The organism is Sphingomonas sp. (assembly GCF_041661885.1).
Lineage (GTDB): Bacteria > Pseudomonadota > Alphaproteobacteria > Sphingomonadales > Sphingomonadaceae > Sphingomonas.
Genome location: NZ_JBAZTL010000004.1, coordinates 368,496 through 388,873 on the forward strand (window position 1 = coordinate 368,496; position 20,378 = coordinate 388,873).

Consider the following 20,378-nt stretch of genomic DNA (forward strand, 5'->3'; position numbering starts at 1 on the left):
GCTGCAGCGCGCACGGGGCAATCGTGGAGTTGCTTGGGGCGATGAAACTTCTGCTCGCGCGAAGGTGTGACGGAGGCGATTGATAAACCCGTCGGATCGCGCCTATAGGCTCGCGTCTCCTCTCCCCAGGTCATGAGGTCTTCCAGACGTGGCAAAAGCTCCCGCCGCCGTAAAGGCACAACCCCCGGTGCCGAACCGCGAGCGCCCCGACGAGCCCAAATTGTACGAGGCTTCGACCGAGGAGCTGCTCGAATTCTACAAGCAAATGCTGATGATCCGCCGCTTCGAAGAGAAAGCGGGCCAGCTTTACGGCCTCGGCTTCATTGGCGGCTTCTGCCATTTGTATATCGGGCAGGAAGCCGTTGCCGTCGGCCTGCAGTCCGCGCTCGATGGCGAGAAGGACTCGGTTATTACCGGCTATCGCGATCATGGCCATATGCTCGCTTACGGCATCGACCCAAAGGTCATCATGGCCGAGCTGACCGGGCGCGGTGCGGGTATCAGTCGCGGCAAGGGCGGCTCGATGCACATGTTCTCGACCGAAAAGAAATTTTACGGCGGCCACGGCATCGTCGGCGCGCAGGTTTCGCTCGGCACGGGCCTCGCCTTTGCGCACAAATATAACGAGGATGGCGGCGTCGCGGTCGCGTACTTCGGCGACGGCGCGGCCAATCAGGGTCAGGTGTACGAATCGTTCAACATGGCCGAACTGTGGAAGCTCCCGATCATCTATGTGATCGAGAACAACCAATATGCGATGGGCACCAGCGTCAACCGCTCGTCCGCCGAGGACCAGTTGTACAAGCGCGGCGAGAGCTTCCGCATTCCGGGCATCCAGGTCGATGGCATGGACGTGCTGGCGTGCCGTGGTGCCGCCGAGGAAGCGCTGGCGTGGGTGCGCGCGGGCAAGGGGCCGATCATCCTCGAGATGAAGACCTATCGCTATCGCGGCCATTCGATGTCCGACCCCGCCAAATATCGCTCGCGCGACGAAGTGCAGGCGGTGCGCGACAAGTCCGACCCGATCGATCACGTCAAGAAGCTGCTCGATGCGCAGGGCATCAAGGAAGACGCGCTGAAGGCGATCGAGCAGGAAATCCGCAAGATCGTCAACGAAGCGGCCGACTTCGCCGAACAGACGCCCGAACCCGAGGCATCTGAACTGTATACCGACGTGCTGGTGGAAACCTACTAATGGCCGTAGAAATCAAGATGCCCGCGCTTTCCCCGACGATGGAGGAAGGCACCCTCGCCAAGTGGCTGGTCAAGGAAGGCGATGTCGTCAAATCGGGTGACATCATGGCCGAGATCGAAACCGACAAGGCGACGATGGAATTCGAAGCCGTCGATGAAGGCACGATCGGCAAGATTTTGGTCGCCGAAGGCACCGACAATGTGAAGGTCGGCACCGTCATCGCGACGCTGTTCGCCGAAGGGGAAGATGCCTCGACCCCGGTTGCCGCGCCGTCGGCTCCTGCCGCAGCGCCCGCGCCAGCCGAGGTGGTCAAGACCCCCGCGCCGCTCAAGACCGAAGCCGACACGCCTGTACCCGCCGAAATCCCGGAAGGGACCGAATTGGTCAAGCTGACGCTGCGCGAGGCGTTGCGCGATGCGATGGCCGAGGAAATGCGCGCCGATCCGCGCGTGTTCGTGATGGGCGAGGAAGTCGCGCAATATCAGGGCGCGTACAAGGTAACGCAGGGCCTGCTCGACGAGTTTGGCGACAAGCGCGTGATCGACACGCCGATCACCGAATATGGCTTTGCCGGGATCGGCACGGGCGCGGCGATGGGCGGTCTGCGTCCGATCGTCGAGTTCATGACCTTCAACTTCGCGATGCAGGCGATTGACCACATCATCAATTCGGCCGCCAAGACCAACTACATGTCGGGCGGCCAGATGCGCTGCCCGGTGGTGTTTCGTGGCCCCAACGGCGCGGCAAGCCGCGTCGGCGCGCAGCATTCGCAGAATTACGCGCCGTGGTATGCCAGCGTTCCTGGCCTGATCGTGATCGCGCCCTATGATGCGGCGGATGCCAAGGGCTTGCTCAAGGCGGCGATCCGCACCGAGGACCCGGTCGTGTTCCTCGAAAATGAGCTGCTCTACGGTCGCACCTTCGAAGTGCCCAAGCTCGACGATTACGTGCTGCCGATCGGCAAGGCACGTGTGATGCGCGAAGGCAAGGACGTGACGATCGTCAGCTATTCGATTGGCGTGGGGCTTGCGCTCGAAGCTGCCGAGACGCTGGCGGGCGAGGGGATCGATGCCGAGGTGGTCGACCTGCGCACGCTGCGCCCGCTCGACACGGCGACGGTGCTGAAGAGCCTGAAGAAGACCAACCGCGTGGTGGTGGTCGAAGAAGGCTGGCCGACGTGCTCGATCGCGTCGGAAATTTCGGCGGTGTGTATGGAGCAGGGTTTCGACGACCTCGACGCGCCGGTGCTGCGCGTCACCAATGAGGACGTGCCGATGCCCTATGCCGCGAACCTCGAAAAGCTGATGCTGGTCAGCGCCGACAAGATCGTCGCCGCTGTAAAGTCGGTACTGTATCGGGGCTGAGGCCCCGATACGTCGCTAGCCGCAGGCGCGCTTCAACTGGTGTAAAGGTTGCAGGTCAGGCGCGTCGCGGCGGGCGACGGATTGTAGATTTGGGCGTAGTCGCGCCGGTCGCGGACGATGAACGACGCGATGTAGTGGAGGCGTGCCGGCGCGGTCAGCCACGTGCCGAACAGTGGTTTGGTCAGATAGTTGATCTCGACGAACATCACGCCATAGCCGGATGGCGCATTCACCATCGCCCCGGCGTCACCCATGCCTGATGTCGCCAGCGTTCCGTCATTGCCTGACGTTGTATCGGTGCCATCGGTCGTGGTGGTCGTGCCGTAGCTCGAATCATAACCGGTGCCGCTCTTCAGGCCGAGGCAGCGTTGCCAATGGATGCGCTGCACCGCCGCCGTGTCATAGCTTTGCTGGACGTTTTCCAGGCTCGACAGGATGATGCGCCCGTTGGTCGAGAGATTGATGCTGGCCCCTTGATATCGCGCGGCCTGCAGCACGTCGTTGACATCGACCTCGCGCATTTGCTGGGTCGATAGCGAACTGTACGTGCCGACGCGCGAGGCATTGTCGGCCAGCGTCAGCGCGATTTGGCTGATGCGCAGATTGAGCAGAGCGAGGTTGGAAACCTCCAGCCCATAAGCGCCGATGCCCAGCACGATCGGCAAAGCAAGCGCGAATTCCAGCATGGCGACGCCACTGCGCGCGCGCGCAAGCGTGCGCAGCGATCGTCTGCGACGTGGCTGACTACGGCTTACGATCATGTGCATACCGTAACGTTTGTGGCGACGGTCTGCGTCGCATATGGCTGATTCTTCAGCAGCGTCGAGGCGGTGATCGTCATGGTGGTGGGCCAGCCGAACAACCCGGCCACCGGAAAGATGCGCGGATAAGTCGCGGTCATGGTGTAGAGCGTCACCGCGCTCGCGCCGCCTTGCCCGGTCTTGCCGGGGTCGGCATCCCATGAGCCATTGCCATTTTCATCGGTGAAGCATTCGCCAGCATCGCGCACGCCGTTATGGTTGCTGTCGGTGAACGGTTCGGGCGCAACTTCGGAAAAGCTGTCATAGCTTTTGCGGGTCGAGGTGAAGGTTGCGTGCGGTATGACTTGCTGGACGATGGTCTGCACAGCGGTATCGATCGCGCCGAGATTGGCGTCGGCGCCCTCAATACCCGAATCGCGCGCCGCCTTTTGCACCGCGCCGTTGAGCACCGATTGTGCGTAAACCTGATAGGTCAGGTCGCCCAATCCCATCATCAACAGCAGCATCACCGGCGCGATGATCGTAAATTCGATCGCCGTCGATCCCCGCCGGTCGCGGGTCAGCCGGAGGATCGCTTCCTTTATCATCGCGTGAGTCGCAGCAAGGCGAGGCGGCGGGCGATATTGGCGAAGGCGGTGGAGAGGCCGCCGCCGTCGGTGGTGGCAAGCGCTTGCGCCGACGTGGTCGCGCATGAGGTCAATTGCGTGTTGGCGGATGGCGCGATCGACACGGTCCACACGTCGATGTTGCGCGCCTTGGCGGCGGCACACTCCGCCAGGAAGCGCGCATTGTGGAGATCGGTCAGATTGCTGCCGGTGGTCCCCGCCACACGTTGATCGAACGCTTCCACGCCGTACATCCCGTAAATTTGGGTGCTCGGTGCCATTGCGCCGTCGGTCAGGAAGATGATGACGCGGTTGGGCGCGTTGCGGTTGGGCCAGGCGGCGGTGTCGTTGGCCCAAGGGCCGGTGGGCGAGATGAGCCGCGTGCCCCAGATCATGCCGGTGTCGTGATAGGTGCCGCCCATCGGTACGAAGTCGGTGGCGTAGAGATAGCTGCTGACCTCGGCGCGCGTCATCACACCCAGCCGCTTGACCGGTTTCCCGCAGGTTACATAGCCGCCATTGCGCAAGGTCGTGTTGTTGGAAACCTTGGGATCGACCCCGTAATTGGGGTTGTTCGAAGGATCGTCGCCATTCGAATAGTCGGTGGCGGTGCCGTTCCAATTGTTGCGGGCATATTCCAGGTCCTGCAGGTGTGGCCACCAGCGTGTGTCGCTGGAACCGCCCGCGCCCTTTGCGGGGATGAGGTCGGGATTCAACTCGGATGGAAGGTTGGTGACCGTAAAACTCGACGCACCAGGGTTGTCGACCTTGGTTTCGACGCAGCCAATCCAGCTCGTCGTCTGACCCTGGACCTTGGTCGGGTCGGTAATGGTGGCACCCGTCAGGAGCGAACTCACGTCAAAGGTGAGTTGCTTATATTCCCACTTGGGCACCAGTGTATCGACGCGGGTCTTGCAGATTTTCGTGCTGTTTTTGCTCGATGTCGCCACCCACTCATCATAGGTGTTCGTCGCGGTGCCACTCGATGGATTATACGTCAGTGCGGTTGATGGCACCCGCACTGCGGGGGCAGTGCAGTTTGCCTGCGTCTTGTTGTTGGCGGTTTCAGTGAAGGACAAGACGGCGTCGGAATAGATATGCCGACTCTGATATTTCGCCGTGTCGGTCGATCCGCCCGATCCCACCAGATAGTTTGACGACATGTCGAGGATCGCCTGTCCGGCATTGACGCCCGACGTATAGGTGACGAAGCCGTAGCGGACTTTGGTCGAGGGATCGGCATTGGTGGCAAAGGTATCATAAAAACTGAGCACCGCCTTGCGCAGCGCCTCGATGCGCGAGACGTTGCTGCCGCCCGACATCAATTCGTTGGTGGCAGCGGCAGTGGTGCCTGCATAACCGGAAACGCCACCGCTGCCGGAGGGGCGGGTATAGGTATATGTCCCGGTCCCGCATGAATCTGAGCCACCGGGCAGGCACGCCATCGAGCCGGTCGTATCGAGCACGAACATGATGTCGGTGTCGGCGACGTCGAAGCGTGCCTGGCATCCCACGTTGATCGTGATTGCGGAGGTGCCGAACATCTTGGTGATCGTCATCGGCACCGATGCCGATGCCGCGCCCGCCACCTGATTGTCGGTGGTGCGAGTCGGCGTGAAAATCACCGCACTGCTGTTCATGAAGCCGAGCGTCCCCGCAGTCGGGTTGTCTTTCTTGAAATTGTTGGCGAAGAAGTTTTGCGCCTGCGTCGTCGCGTTGGCGTCGAGGTTGGGGCCCGGATCAACCATGAACTTGCGCCCGGCAAGCGCGCCCGCGTCGCACGCTTGCTGCAAACGCGCCTTGACGACATAGAGGCGGCTGATGTCGACCGCAGACCCGACCAGCCCTGACAGCGGAATCAGGAACATCGCCATCATGGCCAGGGTGTTGCCGCGCACATCACGCGCCAGCGCTGACAGAAAGCCGCGCGGCGTCGCCTTCGTGATCGGTGGGTTTCCCCGCATAGTTCAATGGCCCCAAAGTCGAACCGGCATCCGGTTTGTCGCGCTTATGCCCCCAGAAGCGATAACCGCCCTTGAAGGAGTTTGGTTAATGAGGGGTAACCCGTCTCGCGCTGCCTGCGCGCGATGATCGATCCGGTTGATCCCGAGCGCGCGCTGGCGCTTTCTTACGCACTGCGGCGGGGGCGTGCCGGTCTTGCCGCCTTGCTCGCGCTCGACGCGACGCTGGGGCAGATTTTGCGGACAACGCGTGAACCGTTGGTCGGGCAGATGCGGCTGACCTGGTGGCATGAGGCATTGGTCGCGCTCGACCGTGCGCCGCCGCCGGCGCAACCGGTGCTGCAGGCGCTTGCAGCCGATGTCGTGCCCCACGGCATTGCGGGGGCGACGCTGGCCGGGATGATCGATGGATGGGAAGTATTGCTCGATCCTGATCCGCTGACGCAGTCCGCGCTGGAAGCCTATGCCGATGCGCGCGGTGGCGCGGTGTTTACTTTGGCCGGGCGGATGCTTGGCGCGATGGAGCATGATCCGTTGCTGGTGGCGGGGCGGGGGTGGGCGTTGGCCGATCTTGCGCGCCATTCGCGGGGTGCGGCGGCGGTGCTTCCCGCCGAGATGGCCGTGGTGGCGCTGGCCGATGCCACCCGACAGCGTTGGAGCCGCGCCGCGCGCGCGCTCGGCGCGCTGGCGCATATCGCACGGATGGATGCGTCGCTACCGCACGGTGTGCCGCCTCCGGTGGGGGCACCGGGGCGAGTCGCCCGGCTTGCCTGGCATCGCTTTACCGGGCGATAGGCTTTCGTTGTTCGCCGGGACGCGATAGCCTCCCGCCGGACTCGGGGGAGAGCGCTATGTGGCGATATCTGGTGGGTGGGCTGGCGACGCTGGCGTTGGTCGCGGCAGGGATGCTGCTGTTCAACCGCAGCGCGCGATCGGTGGCGGCCTTGCCCTCCGCGGCACAGGCCCTGGCGCAGACGAGCGAAGGCGGCGCGCTGCCCGATACTGTGCCCGAAGCGAGCGACAAGACCCGCGAGCAAAAGCGCTTCGACCGCTATGACAAGGATCGCGACGGCACGGTGACGCGCGAGGAATATCTCGCGGCGCGGCGCAAGGCCTATGCCAAGCTCGACACCAACCATGATGGCGTGCTGTCGTTCGACGAATGGGCGGTGAAAACCGAAACCAAATTCGCAGAGGCCGACAAGGACAAATCGGGCGCGATGACGCCGGCGGAGTTCGTCAGCACCGCGCCCAAGCGCAAGCCCCCGCGCGTGCGGCGCGATTGTCCGCCCGCCCCGCCACCCGCGAGCGCGGAGGAAAGCTGAGCGTTACCCCGCCGCCAGCCATTCCCCCAGCGCAGCGCGCGCGCGATCGGTATACATTTTCTTGCGGTCGGCCTTTTTGGTGCGGCCTTCGATTGGCGGGAACAGGCCGAAATTGACGTTCATCGGCTGATAGGTTTCGGCCACCGCCGCGCCGGTGATGTGGTGGAGCAACGCGCCGAGCGCGGTCGTCACCGGCGGTGGTGTCATCGGCGTTCCGCCGAGCTCGGCTGCGGCGAAGCGCCCGGCCATCAGCCCGACTGCCGCACTTTCGACATAGCCTTCGCACCCGGTGATCTGTCCGGCGAAGCGGATGTTGGGCCGTGCCTTCAGTCGCAGCGTTTCATCGAGCAATTCGGGCGAACGGATGAAGGTGTTGCGGTGCAGCCCGCCCAGCCGCGCAAACTCTGCATTTTGCAGGCCGGGAATGGTGCGGAACAGGCGGACTTGCTCGTTATGCTTTAGCTTGGTCTGGAAACCGACGATATTCCACAGCGTGCCGCTGGCATTGTCCTGCCGCAATTGCACCACCGCATAGGGCCAGCGCCCGGTGCGCGGATCATCGAGCCCAACCGGCTTCATCGGGCCATAACGCAGCGTATCGACCCCGCGCGACGCGGCAACTTCGATCGGCATACACCCTTCGAAATAGGGGACGTTTTCCCATTGCTTGAACTCGGTCTTTTCGCCCTCGATCAAGCCGGTGTGGAAGGCGAGATACTCGTCCCGCGTCATCGGGCAGTTGATGTAATCCTTGGAATCGCCCTTGTCCCAGCGCGACGCCATCCAGGCCACCTCCATGTCGATGCTGTCGAAATGGACGATCGGGGCGATCGCATCGAAGAAAGCGAGCGCATCCTTGCCGGTGGCGCCGCCGATCGTTTCGGCGAGCGCTGGCGCGGTGAGCGGGCCGGTGGCGACGATCGTGAGGCCGGTGTCGGGCAGCACATCGACGCGCTCGCGCACGATGGTGATATTGGGGTGCGCGGTAAGTGCGGCGGTGACGCCATCCGAAAAGCGATCACGATCGACCGCCAGCGCAGAGCCGGCCGGCACCTTATGGATGTCCGCCTCGCGCAGGATCAGCGAATTGAGCGTGCGCATTTCCTGGTGGATCAGGCCGACGGCATTGCTGTCGGCATCATCCGAGCGGAAGCTGTTCGAGCAAACAAGCTCTGCCAGGCCGTCGGTCTGGTGCGCGGGCGTCCTCTCGCCCGAACCACGCATTTCGGAGAGTTTTACCGAGAAACCGGCTTCGGCCAACTGCCAGGCGGCCTCGGACCCTGCAAGGCCGCCGCCGATAATGTGTACGTCGTGTGTCATGCACGGTCCTTTGGACATCGTGTGCACCGGGTCAACCATCCGCGCTGTCATGGGGTTGCGGTGTGAGCGGCGTTGGCTCACTCTTGCCGACATGCGTATCGCTTCTTCTTCCGTGTTCCTGACCGCGCTTGCTGCGGGGGCGAGTTTCTGGGCGGCCAGCCACGTCCTGCCAGCGGGTCCTTTGCTCGTGGCGTGGAAGGGCGCAGCGGTCGCGCTGCTGGCCGTCTGGGTTGCACTGGCCGCGCGGACGCTGGCGGCACGCTGGCTGGCGGTGGTGCTTGGGTTTGCGGCGCTGGGCGATGTGCTGCTGGAAACGTCGGGGATGACGATTGGCGGCGCGGCGTTCCTCGTCTCGCATCTGCTGGCGACCGGACTGTATTGGACCAACCGGCGCGCCGACCGGTCGGGGACGGGCGTGGCGATTACGCTACTGCTCGGGATTGCCTGCGCGGGTTACGCGCTGTCGGGGCAACCGGGTGTGCTGGTCTATGGGCTGGCGCTTGGCGGCATGGCGGCGACGGCGTGGATCAGCCGCTTTCCGCGCGGCTGGGTCGGGGTGGGGGCGCTGCTGTTCGCGGCGTCGGACCTGCTGATTTTCGCGCGGTTGGGGCCGCTGGCCGATTCGATCGTTCCGACGCTGTTGGTCTGGCCGCTCTATGTCGCGGGGCAGGCGATGATCGCTTATGGCGTGGTGAGAACGGAGCGCGGTGCGGCGGGCTGGAGTCGGGGACGATAGTTCTTGCGCTCTCCCGGCTGCGTTCGTTTCGAGCGTAATCGAGAAATCTGGCACTACGATAGCCGCTGCGTCTCGATTACGTTCGAAACGAACGGGTTAAAGTAGAAGCATCAAACTCTATCCCGCGACGGGCAGTTTCACCTGGCCATCGGCATCGCGTTCGAGCGGGCCGTAGGCGATCACCGTCTCCAGCAGCAGCGGGCCGCCATAGAGGTGCGGGAAGAGCGCGCCGCCGCGCGACTCTTCCCACTTCAGCCCCGCGCCGAAGGATCCGAGATCGACTGCCGCGACATGCAAATCGCTTTGCCCGGCGAAATGCTTGTCGACCGTCTCGGTCAACTGCTCGGCGGTCGAGAGGTGGATATAGCCATCGGCGAGATCGATAGGCGCGCCGGCGAACGATTCCTCGGCCTCCAGCGTCGCCATCTGCTTGGCGGTCAACACCTTATAGGCGGTGAGCGGCCGTTCGCTCATTCGCCATTGTCCGGGCCAGCCGCGAGATCCTCACCGGTGTCGCCGGTGTCATCAGGGGCGACTTCCACTGCGGTCAGGTCGCGGACATCGGCCTCGGCATCGCCTTCGGCTTCCTCGATCCGCGCGGCGGAGACGACATGCTCGTTCTTGCCGACATCGAACAGCTTCACGCCCGCCGAATTGCGGCCGATCACGCGCATCGAGCCGAGCGTGGTGCGGATCACCTTGGCCTGGTCGGTCACCAGCATCAACTGATGGCCCTTGGTCGCAGCGAAGCTCGCCACGACGGGGCCGTTGCGCGGGATGTTGTCGATGTTGGTGATGCCCTGGCCACCGCGCCCGGTGCGGCGATAATCATACGCCGACGACAATTTGCCGTACCCGTTGGCGCAGACGGTGAGGATGAACTGTTCGCGGATCATCAGCTCTTCGTAACGCGCCTGGGTCATCGCCATCTCGCCTTCGCGCTCGCCCTTCCACGGCGCGAACTTCAGATAATCCTCGCGCTCGTCGGGCGTCGCGCCGACGCGGTGGAGGATCGACAGCGACATCACTTCGTCGTCGCCCTTCAGCGTCATGCCACGCACGCCGGTTGAATTGCGGCTCTGGAACTCGCGCACTTCGTCGGCGGCGAAGCGGATCGCCTTGCCCTGGCGGGTGGCGAGCAGCACGTCGTCATTCTCGCTGAGCAGCGCAACGCCGATCAGCCGGTCATCGGCATCGACGCCTTCGAACTTCATCGCGATCTTGCCGGCGGTCGGAATGTTGGTGAAGGCGTCCATCGAGTTGCGGCGCACGCTGCCGCGTGCCGTCGCGAACATCACATGCAGCGCGGCCCATTCGGTCTCGTCCTCGGGCAAAGCAAGCACGGTCGAGATCGTCTCGCCTTCCGCCAGCGGCAGCAGGTTGATCATCGGGCGACCGCGCGTGGCGGCACCGCCCTCGGGCAGCTTCCATACCTTCATGCGGTACACTTTGCCGAGCGTCGAGAAGAACAGCACCGGCGTGTGCGTGCTGGTGACGAACAGGTTGGTGACGGCGTCCTCATCCTTGGTCGCCATGCCCGCACGGCCCTTGCCGCCGCGCGCCTGGGCGCGGAAGGTGTCGAGCGTGGTGCGCTTGATATAGCCCTGCATCGTCACGGTGACGACCATGTCTTCGCGCTCGATCAGGTCTTCATCGTCAATGCCATCGGCGGCAGCCGCGATGTCGGTCTTGCGCGGGGTCGCGAATTCGGCGCGGACCGCGACCAGTTCCTCGCGCATGACGGCGAACAGTTTAGCGCGGTCGGCGAGGATGGCGAGCAATTCGGCGATCGAATCGGCCAGGCCTTGCAGCTCATTGCCGATCTCGTCGCGACCGAGCGCGGTGAGGCGGTGCAGGCGCAGATCGAGGATTGCGCGGACTTGCAGCTCCGACAGGCGATACGTGTCGCCGGTCACTTCGACTTCGACCGCCTCGACCAGCTTGATAAAAGGCGCGATCTCGGCAACTGGCCAATCGCGCGCCAGCAGGGCTTCGCGCGCGGCCGCGGGGCTGGACGAGCCGCGGATCATGCGGACGACCTCGTCGAGGTTGGTCACCGCGATCACCAGGCCGAGCAACAGATGCGCGCGGTCGCGCGCCTTGGCGAGCTCGAACTTCGAACGGCGGGTGATGACTTCCTCGCGGAAGGTCACGAACGCGGTGATGATGTCGCGCAGGTTGAGCAGTTCCGGGCGACCGCCACGGATCGCCAGCATGTTGGCGGGGAAGCTCGATTGCGCGGGCGTGTGCCGCCACAATTGGTTGAGCACGACCTCCGGGGTGGCATCGCGCTTCAGATCGATGACGATGCGCACGCCCAAGCGGCTCGATTCGTCACGAATGTCGCTGACGCCTTCGATGCGCTTGTCCTTGGCGGCTTCGGCGATCTTTTCGACCAGGCCGTTCTTGCCGGTCTGGTACGGGATTTCGGTGAGCACGATCGAGCGGCGATCCCCGCGCCCTTCCTCGACGACATAGCGCGAGCGGACGATGATCGAGCCGCGCCCGGTTTCATAGGCCGAGCGTGCGCCTGCGCGACCGAGGATGATCGCGCCGGTCGGGAAATCGGGGCCGGGGACGATCTCGATCAGTTCCTCGGTGGTCAGCGGCTCGCGCGCGCCGGTCATCGAATCGATGATGGCGAGCGTCGCGTCGATCACTTCGCCGAGATTGTGCGGCGGGATGTTGGTCGCCATGCCGACGGCGATGCCGCCCGCGCCATTGACCAGCAGATTGGGAAAACGCGCCGGCAGCACCGACGGTTCGCGCTCGGACCCGTCATAGTTGGGGACGAAGTCGACCGTGTCCTTGTCGATATCCTCGAGCAGCGAGCCCGCAACCTTGGCCAGACGCGCCTCGGTATAGCGCATCGCGGCGGCCTTATCGGGGTCCATCGAGCCGAAATTGCCCTGACCGTCGATGAGCGGCACGCGCATCGACCAATCCTGGCTCATGCGGACCAGGGCTTCGTAGATCGAGCTGTCACCGTGCGGGTGATATTTACCCATCGCGTCACCGACGATGCGGGCGCATTTGCGATAGGGCCGGTTGTAGACGAAGCCGCTTTCGGACGCAGACCACAGGATACGGCGGTGGACGGGTTTCAGGCCATCGCGAACATCGGGAAGCGCGCGCGCGACGATCACGCTCATCGCATAGTCGAGATAGCTCGACTTCATCTCGTCGACGATCGAGATCGGGGCAATGTCGGAAGGGTCGGCGAGGACGGTCTCGTCGGTCAATTTATGGTGCCTTCGGCTGTGTTACGGGAATGCGACAACCCTAGCCGAGCGCGCAACGAAACGCCACCCCTGCGCGCACGACATGGTGGCGCAAGGGTGGCAATTGTCGCCTCATTTGCAGGCGGTCTTGTTGGCGTTGCCCGCCTTGGAACAATTGTAGGTGATGGTCTTGCCGGTGCAGGTCTTGGTGGTGACCAGGCATCCGGTCGGCGCGGCGGCGATCGTTATCGGAAGCCTGGTCATGGACGTCCTCTCAAAACGGTCGGCGGAGTAACCCTGCCGCGATGGTGCGACCCAAGCATTGAATCGGCATGGCGGGACGATGACAAGTCCGTCATGTGCCCGCGCTCCTCAGAAGGGCACTTCCTTGCCCTCGAAGTCGAACATTTTGCCGCTGTCGGGGGCCTTCAGTTCCTCGATCGTGTCGAGCAGTTGCAACGCGGCGCGGTCGGGGGTGAACAGGCGACCGGCTTGAACATTACCCTGGAACGGCTTGGATAAAGCGGTGTCGACGGTGCCGGGATGCAGTGTGACGACGATGGTGCGATCGTTGCGGCGCTTTTCCTCGATCGCGATGCCGCGCATCAGCATGTTGAGCGCGGCCTTGGAGGCGCGATAGCCGTGCCAGCCGCCAAGTTTATTGTCCGAAATACTGCCGACTCGCGCGGAGAGCGCGGCGAACACCGCGCGTCCGGTCTTGGGCATGATCGGCAGAAAATGCTTGGCGACGAGTGCCGGGCCAATCGCGTTGATCGCATAGGTCTCGGCAAGCCAGGTGGGATCGAGCTCACGCATCGCCTTTTCGGGGCCGCGCTCGCCCGCGTGCAGCAAGCCGGTGGCGACGATCACCAGCGTGGGGGCAGGGCCTGTGGCGACGTGCGCAGCGGCTGCCGCAATGCTCGCTTCGTCGAGCAGATCAAGATGCTGCGCGCCGGTGCGCGAACGCGCAAAGCCGTGGACGATCTCGAACGTCGCTTCCTCGATCAACGCCGCTTCCAGCGCCGCGCCGATGCCGCCCGAGGCACCGATGATGACGGCAGCACCGGTCATGCGCGGGTAAACCGCCAGCGGTCGGGCGTGCTTTCGGCGGCGTCGAAGCGGTATCCGTCGCTGTCAAAACCGCGCATCGCGTCGATTTCGCCGATACGATGCTCGCACAGCCAACGCGCCATCATCCCGCGCGCGCGCTTGGCGTGGAAGCTGACGAAGCGCGGGCCGTCGGGGCCAGCTTCACGGAAATCGACGTCGATCACGCGCAGCCCGGTCAATTTGCCGTCGACCGCGGCAAAATACTCCTGGCTGGCGAGGTTGAGTACGACGCCCGCCCCCTCCTCGGCCACCTCCTCGCGCACTGTGGCGGCGATGCGGTCGCCCCAATATTCGTACAGACTCTTGCGGCGCGGTGCCCAGCGTGTGCCCATTTCGAGCCGATAGGGGCGCATCGCATCGAGCGGGCGCAGCAAGCCGTACAGGCCCGACAGCATCCGGACATGATCCTGCGCGAAGGTGATTGCTGCCTCATCGAGTGTGCGCGCTTCAAAGCCGGTATAGACATCCCCGGCAAAGGCGAAGAGCGCAGGCCGCTCGGGCGCGTTGGCGAATCCGGCGAAGCGGTCGGCGTTCAATTTGGCCAGCTTCGGTGAAATGTGCATCAAGGAAGCGAGGCGCGCCTGGGTCAGGTTTGCCGCCGATTTGGCGAGCGACGCCGCCTCTGTTTGAAAGCGCGGCGTGGTCGCGGTGAGCGGGGGAAGCGGGCGCTCGTAATCGAGCGTCTTGGCGGGTGAAAGAAGGGCGATCATCGCCCCGGCGATTAGGCGGGCCGGGCGCTTGCGTCAAAGCCCGGGCGCAAGCGCGGCATCGCGAAGCGCGAGGTCGATGCGTCCAAATCCGTTCAAAGCGCGTTCAGTCGGCGTCGCGCATCTCGCGTCGCTTGACGGTCGAACCGGCGACGCTAGGAGCAACGCCAGTATTCCGCCGCGCCAGCGACGCTTGAGGAGAGTCCCGCAATGAAGATGGTTTCGAAAATCGCCCTGACGGCAACGCTCGTCATCGGGTTGAACGGTGCCGCCTTGGTCGCCCCCGCGATTGCCAAGAAGAAGGAAGAGGCCGCACCGGCCGCGCCGACAATTTCGAAAGAAGCGCGCGCCGCCGCTGTCGATGCGCAAACTGCGCTGGCCGCAACGCCAAAGGATCTCGCCAAGGCAGAGACCGCGCTCAACACGCTCGATAGCGTCGCGAAGAGCGATTACGAGCGCTATCTCGCGTCGGGGCTGCGCCTGTCGCTGGTCAACGCGCAAACCCAGGGTCAGCCCGAGGCGGCGCGGATTGCCGCGCTCTCCCCGTTGCTCGACGCGTTGATCGCCAACCCCGCGACGCCGAAGGCCGAATTGGGCAACCGTTATAATTCGCGGGCCGCTTTCGCGCTTTCGACCAAGGATTATGCCAAGGCGGTTGAGTTTTTCCTCAAGGCCAAGGACCTTGGCTATACCGATGACGATCTGCTGCTCAACATCGCACGCGCCAAGGTTGAAGCGGGTGACGTGAAGGGCGGTATCGCAGATTTGGGCGCAGCAGCGCAGGCGGAAAAGGCCAAGGGCAAGAAGGCCCCCGAATCCTGGTATAAATATGCGTTCACCCGGCTCGGCAAGATCGGCGATCAGGAAGGTGCCGATTCGTGGACGGCGGCGTGGCTGACCGAATATGGCACCAAGGAAAATTGGCGCGGCGCGATCTACACCTTCGGCTTCCAGGGCCCGGCAGCGGTGAAGTACAGCAAGAATCGCGTCGATCTTTACCGTCTGTTGTGGGCGACCAAGAGCCAGACCGCCCAGCGCGAATATATCGATTATGCCGATGCCGCGATCAATGTCGGTCTGCCCAACGAAGCCAAAACGGTGATCGAAGAAGGCTTTGCCAGTGAATCGATTCCCAAGGGCAACATCACCGCGACCGAGGAACTGACGCGCGCCAAGACAGGTATCGCGGGCAGCACCCCGTTGGCGACCAAGGAGAAAAACGCGCAGGCAGCGCCCAAGGGCGATCTCGCGCAGCAGGCGGGTGATGCGTATTTCGGCACGCGCAACTATGCCAAGGCGATCGAGATGTATCGCCTGGCCGAAACCAAGGGCGCGCCCGATGCCGACCGTAACAACCTGCACCTCGGCATGGCGCTGGCGCTATCGGGCGATCGCGCCGAAGCCAAGGCGGTCCTCGCGAAGGTGGCTGCCGATCCGAGCAAGGCGATCGCACGGTTGTGGCTGGTGTTCGTGGACACGCCGCCGACGGCGTGATTGCGCCCGGTTACGGACGGAAAGGGCGGCCTGCGGGTCGCCCTTTTTCGTTTGGGGGAGATCAGGTACGGTGGGAGCAGGGGATAACGGCGCGCGCGGGCCCGTTTTCCGGCTCGTTTTTTGGATGTCGCCCCTTCATCCCGCGTTCATCCCGCGCGGATCGGAATGCCCGGGAGCGATTTGGCGGTGCGGATCGTCAGCGAGGTCTTGACGCTCGCCACATTGGGGGCAGGCGTCAGGTGCGTCATCAGGATTTCCTGGAAACTCTTCAGGTCGCTGGCCACGATCTTCAGGATGAAGTCGATCTCGCCATTCAGCATATGGCACTCGCGCACTTCGGGAATGGTCGCGACATGCTCCTCGAACGTGGCCAGATCATGCTCGGCCTGGCTGCGCAGCGATACCATCGCGAACACGGTAATCGGATAACCAAGGGTGGCGGGATCGATCTCGGCGTGATAGCCGCGGATCGCACCGGCTTCCTCCAGCGCCCGCACGCGGCGCAGGCAGGGCGGGGCGGTCAGCCCGACACGCTCGGCCAGTTCGACATTGGTCATTCGCCCGTCGTCCTGAAGCAGTTCCAGAATCCGGCGGTCGATCGAGTCGAATGTCATTACGTAATGCTCCCGGGTAACGCGCGTTTCGCATTGCCATATTGCAGTTGCCTATAAGATAATTACCACCGAACGCAATTGTCCCACATTGCGACGGCTGCAAATCTCGGGGTTACGCAGGGCCTTTGCGCCGGTTAAGAATCCGTTACGACGCAAGAGACGTCGTAATTTCGGGGACAAAATAGCTTGCGGTTCGACGACAGCCTGGAGACGGTCCTATCGGCAGAAATGTCGACCGCTTTTGGCGCGCAATCCACCTGGCGGCAGTTGGTCGATCTGATCGGGCGCGGGCGGGCCTCGGCAAGCGACGATGCGATCGCACGGTTGCGGATGATTCGCGGCGATGTGCCACCACCGGTGCGCTCGGCCAGCGCGCGCGGGCTCGCGGCGGCAAACCCGCCGCTCGCCTTGGTCGCGTTGTTTGCGGAGGACGACCTTTCGGTGGCGGGGCCGGTGTTGCGCACGGCGCAGCTATCGATTGCCGAATGGACCAGCCTGCTTCCGGCGTTGTCACCGCCCGCCCGCTCGATTCTGCGGCACCGGCGTGATTTGCCGCGCGCGGTCCACCGTGCGCTGGAAAGTTTCGGCAGTGTCGATTTCGTTCTGAACGCACCGCTCATTACCGCCCCGGAACCGGTGATGCAGGCGATCGACGCAAGTGCGGGCGAGGCGGCGGACAGCGGCGTGACAATGCCCGACCCGGTGGTTGCGGAGCCGGTCGCGCCGGAACCAGTTGTCGCGCACCCGGTTGAAGACGAAGCCGTCGCGGTCGATTGGACCGAGGTGGTGGGGGAGCAGGTTGCCGAGTTCAGGGTGTTCGACGCGCCGCTCGCCGAAACCGTGCCCACGCCCGAAGCCGTCGCGCCGGTGCAGGTCGCGCCCGACGCGAGCGAGGATGCCCCGGAATCGGCGACCGTCGAATCGATTGTAGCAGAGGGACCGGCGCCGATTGCCCCGGTTTCTTCCTTCGTGTCGATCGCAGCCGTTGCGGCTGGCCTTCCGGTCGTGGCCGAGGCGCTGCGTCAGGCGGAGCGCGAGCCGACGCCTGCCGATTCCACAGCGGTGGCGCCACCGATCGCCTTCATCCGACCGCCCGCACCGCCCGCCACCTCCGAAACCGGACCGTTCCAGATCGCCGAACTGGTCGCGCGAATCGACGCCTATCAGCGCCAGCGCGAGGAAACCGCGCCGCCTGTCCCCCGTCTGGAAATCCAGCCCGAACTTTTCGCGACCGAGCCGCACCAGTCCGAAAGCTTCCGCTTCGAAACGGACGCCAACGGCATCGTTCGCTGGATCGAAGGGGCGGCGCGCGCGCCCTTGATCGGGCTGTCGTTTGACCTGTCGCCTGCGGCAAGCGGTGCGCGGGTCGATGGCGTGGTGGCCGGGGCGTTCCGTCGTCGCGCCGGTTTTTCCAACGCCAGGTTGGTGGTGGACGGTCAGTCCGACGCGGCGGGCCAATGGCGGATCACGGGCATTCCGGTGTTCGATCGGGTGAGCGGGCGCTTCACGGGTTATCGCGGCACCGCGCGCCGTCCGCGTGCCGACGAAACCGCCGAGCCGATGCGCGAAACGCGCAATCCCGCTGCGGATGCGTTGCGCCAGTTGGTGCATGAATTGCGCACCCCGACCAACGCGATCGCCGGTTTTGCCGAGATGATCGAATCGCAGATGCTCGGGCCGGTGCCAGCGGCATATCGCGCCCATGCGGCGGCCATCCGCACGCAGTCGGGCGGCCTGCTCACCGCGATCGACGATATCGACATGGCGGCACGGATCGAAACCCATGCACTTGATTTGCGCTTAGGCGATGTGCCGGTCGCCCCCTTGCTCGCCCGTATCCTTGCCGATCTTGCCCCGCTTGCAACGCTGCGCGGGACCGTGCTTGACCGCTATATCGGCGACGATTCGCTGGCGATTCTGGGGGATGACCGCGCAGTCGAGCGGCTGGTCGCGCGGTTGATGGCAACCTTGGTGGCATCGGGCAGCGCGGGCGAGCGGATCGGTGTCGCGGCAACGCGCGAGGATGCCGCGATCTCGATCGTGTTCGATCGACCCCGCGCCCTTGCCGCTTATGCCGAAGAGAGCCTGCTCACGATCGATGCCGAGGCGGAGGCAGAGCGCGAGGGCGCCCCGTTGCTCGGCACCGGCTTTGCGCTGCGGCTGGCGCGCAATCTCGCCGCCGAATTGCGCGGGAGCCTGACCATCGGCGACAAGGCCTTGACTTTGCGCCTGCCCGCCGCGTCTCTTGCCGGGATGGAGCAGGTTTCTTCCAACTGATCGTGGTCACGCCCGATCCTGTCGCGGCGTATCGCCCGCTTGCTCCCGCGCGTGCTGATTTGGTCGCGTGGCCCGATGTGTTCGGCACACGGTTTATCGTGTTCGTCGACACCGAGGAGGAGTTTGACTGGGCGGCACCGTTGTCGCGCGACGCCCATGCGGTGTCGGCGGTGGCCGCGATACCGGAGGCGAATCGCTGGTTCGCCGATCACGGCGTACCGCTAACCTATATGGTCGATTATCCGATTGTCGCGGACGCCCGCGCGGTCGATCTATTGCGCGCCGCCTGTGCTGACGGGGTGTCGGCAATCGGGGCGCAACTCCACGCTTGGGTCACGCCGCCTTTTGACGAGGCGCTGACACCCTTCAACAGTTACGCCGGAAATTTGCCGCGCGCGCTGGAGGCGGCAAAGATCGATTGCCTGACCGAGGCGATTACCGCTGCGTTCGGCACGCGTCCGATCGCGTACCGTGCGGGGCGATATGGCATTGGCCCCAACACGCTGTCGCTGCTCGCCGCGCGCGGCTATCGTCTCGATAGCTCGATGCGGTCGCGCTACACATATACGGCGGATGGCGGGCCCGATTTTTCGGTGATCGGCAATGCGGCCTTTCATGTCGGCTCGGGCAGTGGCCTGATCGAACTGCCGTTGACCACGGTGCACACCGGCGTGCTTCGGCGGCAGGGGGCGGCGCTGTATCATGCGTTGGGGAGCGTGCCGAAGGGACGCGGCCTGTTCGCGCGTGCAGGTTTGTTGTCGCGCGTGGCGTTGACGCCCGAAGACATGCCGCTGCACGACGCACTGGAGGCGATTGCGGTTGCGGCAGGCGAGGGGGTGCGTGTTCTGAACTTTGCGTTCCACTCACCCTCGCTGGTCCCCGGGCATACCCCCTATGTCCGCGATGCGGCGGATCTTGCGGTCTTTTATGGCTGGTGGGCGGCGGTGCTGAACGATTTGGCGCGGCGCGGGATTGCGGCTGCGTCGCTCGATCAGGTGATTGCAGCGGCGCGCGCGCGACGCTAACGGAGGCGACGGGGGCCTGTAGCTCAACTGGTTAGAGCTGGCCGCTCATAACGGCTAGGTTGCGGGTTCAAGTCCTGCCGGGCCCACCATATTGTCCGCTTTTCGATGGAGGACGATGGCAGATCGTAAGCGTACGCTTGCGCTTACGGTCCAGCCCGCCTAAGCGACGACACCGTCGGGGAGTGGCGCAGTCCGGTAGCGCGCCTGCTTTGGGAGCAGGATGTCGCAGGTTCGAATCCTGTCTCCCCGACCATCCTTCCATTTTATTGCTTTGTAGCGCGGTCACTGTGATGCGCGGTTGGCACGCCTTTGCGCGTCGTTGCGTGGCAGTGCCGCCGCTCGCTTTTGCTGCAACAGGCATCCCGATCGTTCGCCGGTGCATTCCAATCGATCGCGGCGGGCGATCGAGGTGCCGAACGCAGGTGCTCCTGGGGCAGGGCGTTGGTTCTGTTCCTCAAAGCACTCCGCAAAAGTGGCGGTTTTCCGACGATTTTCGACGGAAAATCCGTCCGCCCGACGTCGTTTTGACGCGCGATTGAAAGAAAATTGCAAAAAAGGGTTTGACCGAATCAAACGGTCTGCCTAGAGGGGTTTCACCGCAGCGGTGGCCCACACGGATCGCTTCTACGGTCACCAAATTTTCGGCGCTCGGCTTGGCCTTTG

Annotated in this window: 19 protein-coding genes and 2 tRNA genes; 10 read left to right on the plus strand and 11 right to left on the minus strand. The window is 64.1% G+C overall.

The genetic code is table 11. From position 1 onward, the window contains the following. Positions 1 to 148 precede the first annotated feature (148 nt). Both pdhA and WC704_RS10485 read left to right on the plus strand, forming a co-directional pair. Positions 149 to 1,195, plus strand: a complete 1,047-nt coding sequence (pdhA, locus tag WC704_RS10480; RefSeq protein ID WP_126849055.1) for a pyruvate dehydrogenase (acetyl-transferring) E1 component subunit alpha — start codon at positions 149 to 151, stop codon at positions 1,193 to 1,195. Further along, positions 1,195 to 2,559: a pyruvate dehydrogenase complex E1 component subunit beta gene (locus WC704_RS10485; RefSeq protein WP_372889857.1), complete on the plus strand. Its 1,365-nt coding sequence runs from the start codon at positions 1,195 to 1,197 to the stop codon at positions 2,557 to 2,559. The genes pdhA and WC704_RS10485 overlap by 1 nt, the downstream gene beginning before the upstream one ends. Positions 2,560 to 2,591: 32 nt before the next feature. On the opposite strand, the gene WC704_RS10490 is transcribed toward WC704_RS10485, so the two are convergent. The 3 genes from WC704_RS10490 to WC704_RS10500 are packed head-to-tail and all read right to left on the minus strand — an operon-like array spanning position 2,592 to position 5,889. Then, positions 2,592 to 3,320, minus strand: a complete 729-nt coding sequence (locus tag WC704_RS10490) for a TadE/TadG family type IV pilus assembly protein (protein WP_372889858.1) — start codon at positions 3,318 to 3,320, stop codon at positions 2,592 to 2,594. Continuing rightward, complete coding sequence (locus WC704_RS10495; protein WP_372889859.1) at positions 3,317 to 3,907, minus strand: TadE/TadG family type IV pilus assembly protein; 591 nt, start codon at positions 3,905 to 3,907, stop codon at positions 3,317 to 3,319. The genes WC704_RS10490 and WC704_RS10495 overlap by 4 nt, the downstream gene beginning before the upstream one ends. After that, entirely contained in the window at positions 3,904 to 5,889 is a 1,986-nt protein-coding gene (locus tag WC704_RS10500) for a TadE/TadG family type IV pilus assembly protein (protein ID WP_372889860.1), read from the minus strand. The genes WC704_RS10495 and WC704_RS10500 overlap by 4 nt, the downstream gene beginning before the upstream one ends. Before the next feature lie 123 nt (positions 5,890 to 6,012). On the opposite strand from WC704_RS10500, the gene WC704_RS10505 reads away from it, so the two are divergent. Both WC704_RS10505 and WC704_RS10510 read left to right on the plus strand, forming a co-directional pair. Further along, positions 6,013 to 6,681: a squalene/phytoene synthase family protein gene (locus WC704_RS10505; RefSeq protein WP_372889861.1), complete on the plus strand. Its 669-nt coding sequence runs from the start codon at positions 6,013 to 6,015 to the stop codon at positions 6,679 to 6,681. A 56-nt stretch (positions 6,682 to 6,737) separates the two neighbouring features. Continuing rightward, a complete protein-coding gene (locus WC704_RS10510; RefSeq protein ID WP_372889862.1) occupies positions 6,738 to 7,211 on the plus strand; it encodes an EF-hand domain-containing protein in 474 nt (157 codons plus the stop codon). Between the two features lie 3 nt (positions 7,212 to 7,214). Here the strand turns inward: WC704_RS10510 and trmFO are convergent, their stop codons facing one another. After that, positions 7,215 to 8,531, minus strand: coding sequence for a methylenetetrahydrofolate--tRNA-(uracil(54)-C(5))-methyltransferase (FADH(2)-oxidizing) TrmFO (gene trmFO / locus WC704_RS10515; protein WP_372889863.1), 1,317 nt, complete (start codon positions 8,529 to 8,531; stop codon positions 7,215 to 7,217). A gap of 91 nt (positions 8,532 to 8,622) precedes the next feature. Here trmFO and WC704_RS10520 point away from each other — a divergent pair, with 91 nt between their 5' ends. After that, positions 8,623 to 9,267, plus strand: a complete 645-nt coding sequence (locus WC704_RS10520) for a lysoplasmalogenase family protein (RefSeq protein ID WP_372889864.1) — start codon at positions 8,623 to 8,625, stop codon at positions 9,265 to 9,267. Positions 9,268 to 9,384: 117 nt separating this feature from the next. On the opposite strand, the gene WC704_RS10525 is transcribed toward WC704_RS10520, so the two are convergent. The 5 genes from WC704_RS10525 to yaaA form a co-directional block, all read right to left on the minus strand. Then, positions 9,385 to 9,741, minus strand: a complete 357-nt coding sequence (locus tag WC704_RS10525) for a DUF952 domain-containing protein (RefSeq protein WP_372889865.1) — start codon at positions 9,739 to 9,741, stop codon at positions 9,385 to 9,387. After that, positions 9,738 to 12,509: a DNA gyrase subunit A gene (gene gyrA, locus WC704_RS10530; RefSeq protein ID WP_372889866.1), complete on the minus strand. Its 2,772-nt coding sequence runs from the start codon at positions 12,507 to 12,509 to the stop codon at positions 9,738 to 9,740. The genes WC704_RS10525 and gyrA overlap by 4 nt, the downstream gene beginning before the upstream one ends. Before the next feature lie 111 nt (positions 12,510 to 12,620). Continuing rightward, positions 12,621 to 12,752 (minus strand): hypothetical protein, encoded by a 132-nt coding sequence (locus WC704_RS10535; RefSeq protein ID WP_372889867.1) that lies wholly within the window; start codon positions 12,750 to 12,752, stop codon positions 12,621 to 12,623. A 108-nt stretch (positions 12,753 to 12,860) separates the two neighbouring features. Continuing rightward, positions 12,861 to 13,559, minus strand: a complete 699-nt coding sequence (locus tag WC704_RS10540; RefSeq protein ID WP_372889868.1) for an SDR family NAD(P)-dependent oxidoreductase — start codon at positions 13,557 to 13,559, stop codon at positions 12,861 to 12,863. Next, positions 13,556 to 14,308 carry a peroxide stress protein YaaA gene (gene yaaA / locus WC704_RS10545; RefSeq protein ID WP_372889869.1) on the minus strand — a complete coding sequence of 251 codons (753 nt, stop codon included), beginning with the start codon at positions 14,306 to 14,308 and terminating at the stop codon, positions 13,556 to 13,558. Before yaaA ends, WC704_RS10540 begins: the two co-directional genes overlap by 4 nt. 207 nt (positions 14,309 to 14,515) lie before the next feature. Here yaaA and WC704_RS10550 point away from each other — a divergent pair, with 207 nt between their 5' ends. Continuing rightward, on the plus strand, positions 14,516 to 15,799 hold the full coding sequence (locus WC704_RS10550; protein WP_372889870.1) for a hypothetical protein: 1,284 nt from the start codon (positions 14,516 to 14,518) through the stop codon (positions 15,797 to 15,799). 146 nt (positions 15,800 to 15,945) lie between these two features. On the opposite strand, the gene WC704_RS10555 is transcribed toward WC704_RS10550, so the two are convergent. Further along, positions 15,946 to 16,413, minus strand: coding sequence for an Lrp/AsnC family transcriptional regulator (locus WC704_RS10555; RefSeq protein ID WP_372889871.1), 468 nt, complete (start codon positions 16,411 to 16,413; stop codon positions 15,946 to 15,948). Between the two features lie 186 nt (positions 16,414 to 16,599). Here WC704_RS10555 and WC704_RS10560 point away from each other — a divergent pair, with 186 nt between their 5' ends. The 4 genes from WC704_RS10560 (at position 16,600) to WC704_RS10575 (ending at position 19,968) form a co-directional block, all read left to right on the plus strand. Further along, a complete protein-coding gene (locus tag WC704_RS10560) occupies positions 16,600 to 18,690 on the plus strand; it encodes a histidine kinase dimerization/phospho-acceptor domain-containing protein (protein ID WP_372889872.1) in 2,091 nt (696 codons plus the stop codon). A 2-nt stretch (positions 18,691 to 18,692) separates the two neighbouring features. Then, positions 18,693 to 19,715, plus strand: coding sequence for a polysaccharide deacetylase family protein (locus WC704_RS10565; RefSeq protein ID WP_372889873.1), 1,023 nt, complete (start codon positions 18,693 to 18,695; stop codon positions 19,713 to 19,715). 12 nt (positions 19,716 to 19,727) lie between these two features. Then, positions 19,728 to 19,804: transfer RNA gene (locus WC704_RS10570), tRNA-Ile, on the plus strand. 87 nt (positions 19,805 to 19,891) lie between these two features. Next, a tRNA-Pro gene (locus WC704_RS10575) sits at positions 19,892 to 19,968 on the plus strand. A gap of 201 nt (positions 19,969 to 20,169) precedes the next feature. On the opposite strand, the gene WC704_RS10580 is transcribed toward WC704_RS10575, so the two are convergent. Then, positions 20,170 to 20,378, minus strand: a 209-nt coding sequence (locus WC704_RS10580) for a hypothetical protein (protein ID WP_372889874.1), incomplete at its 5' end; no start/stop codon positions are given.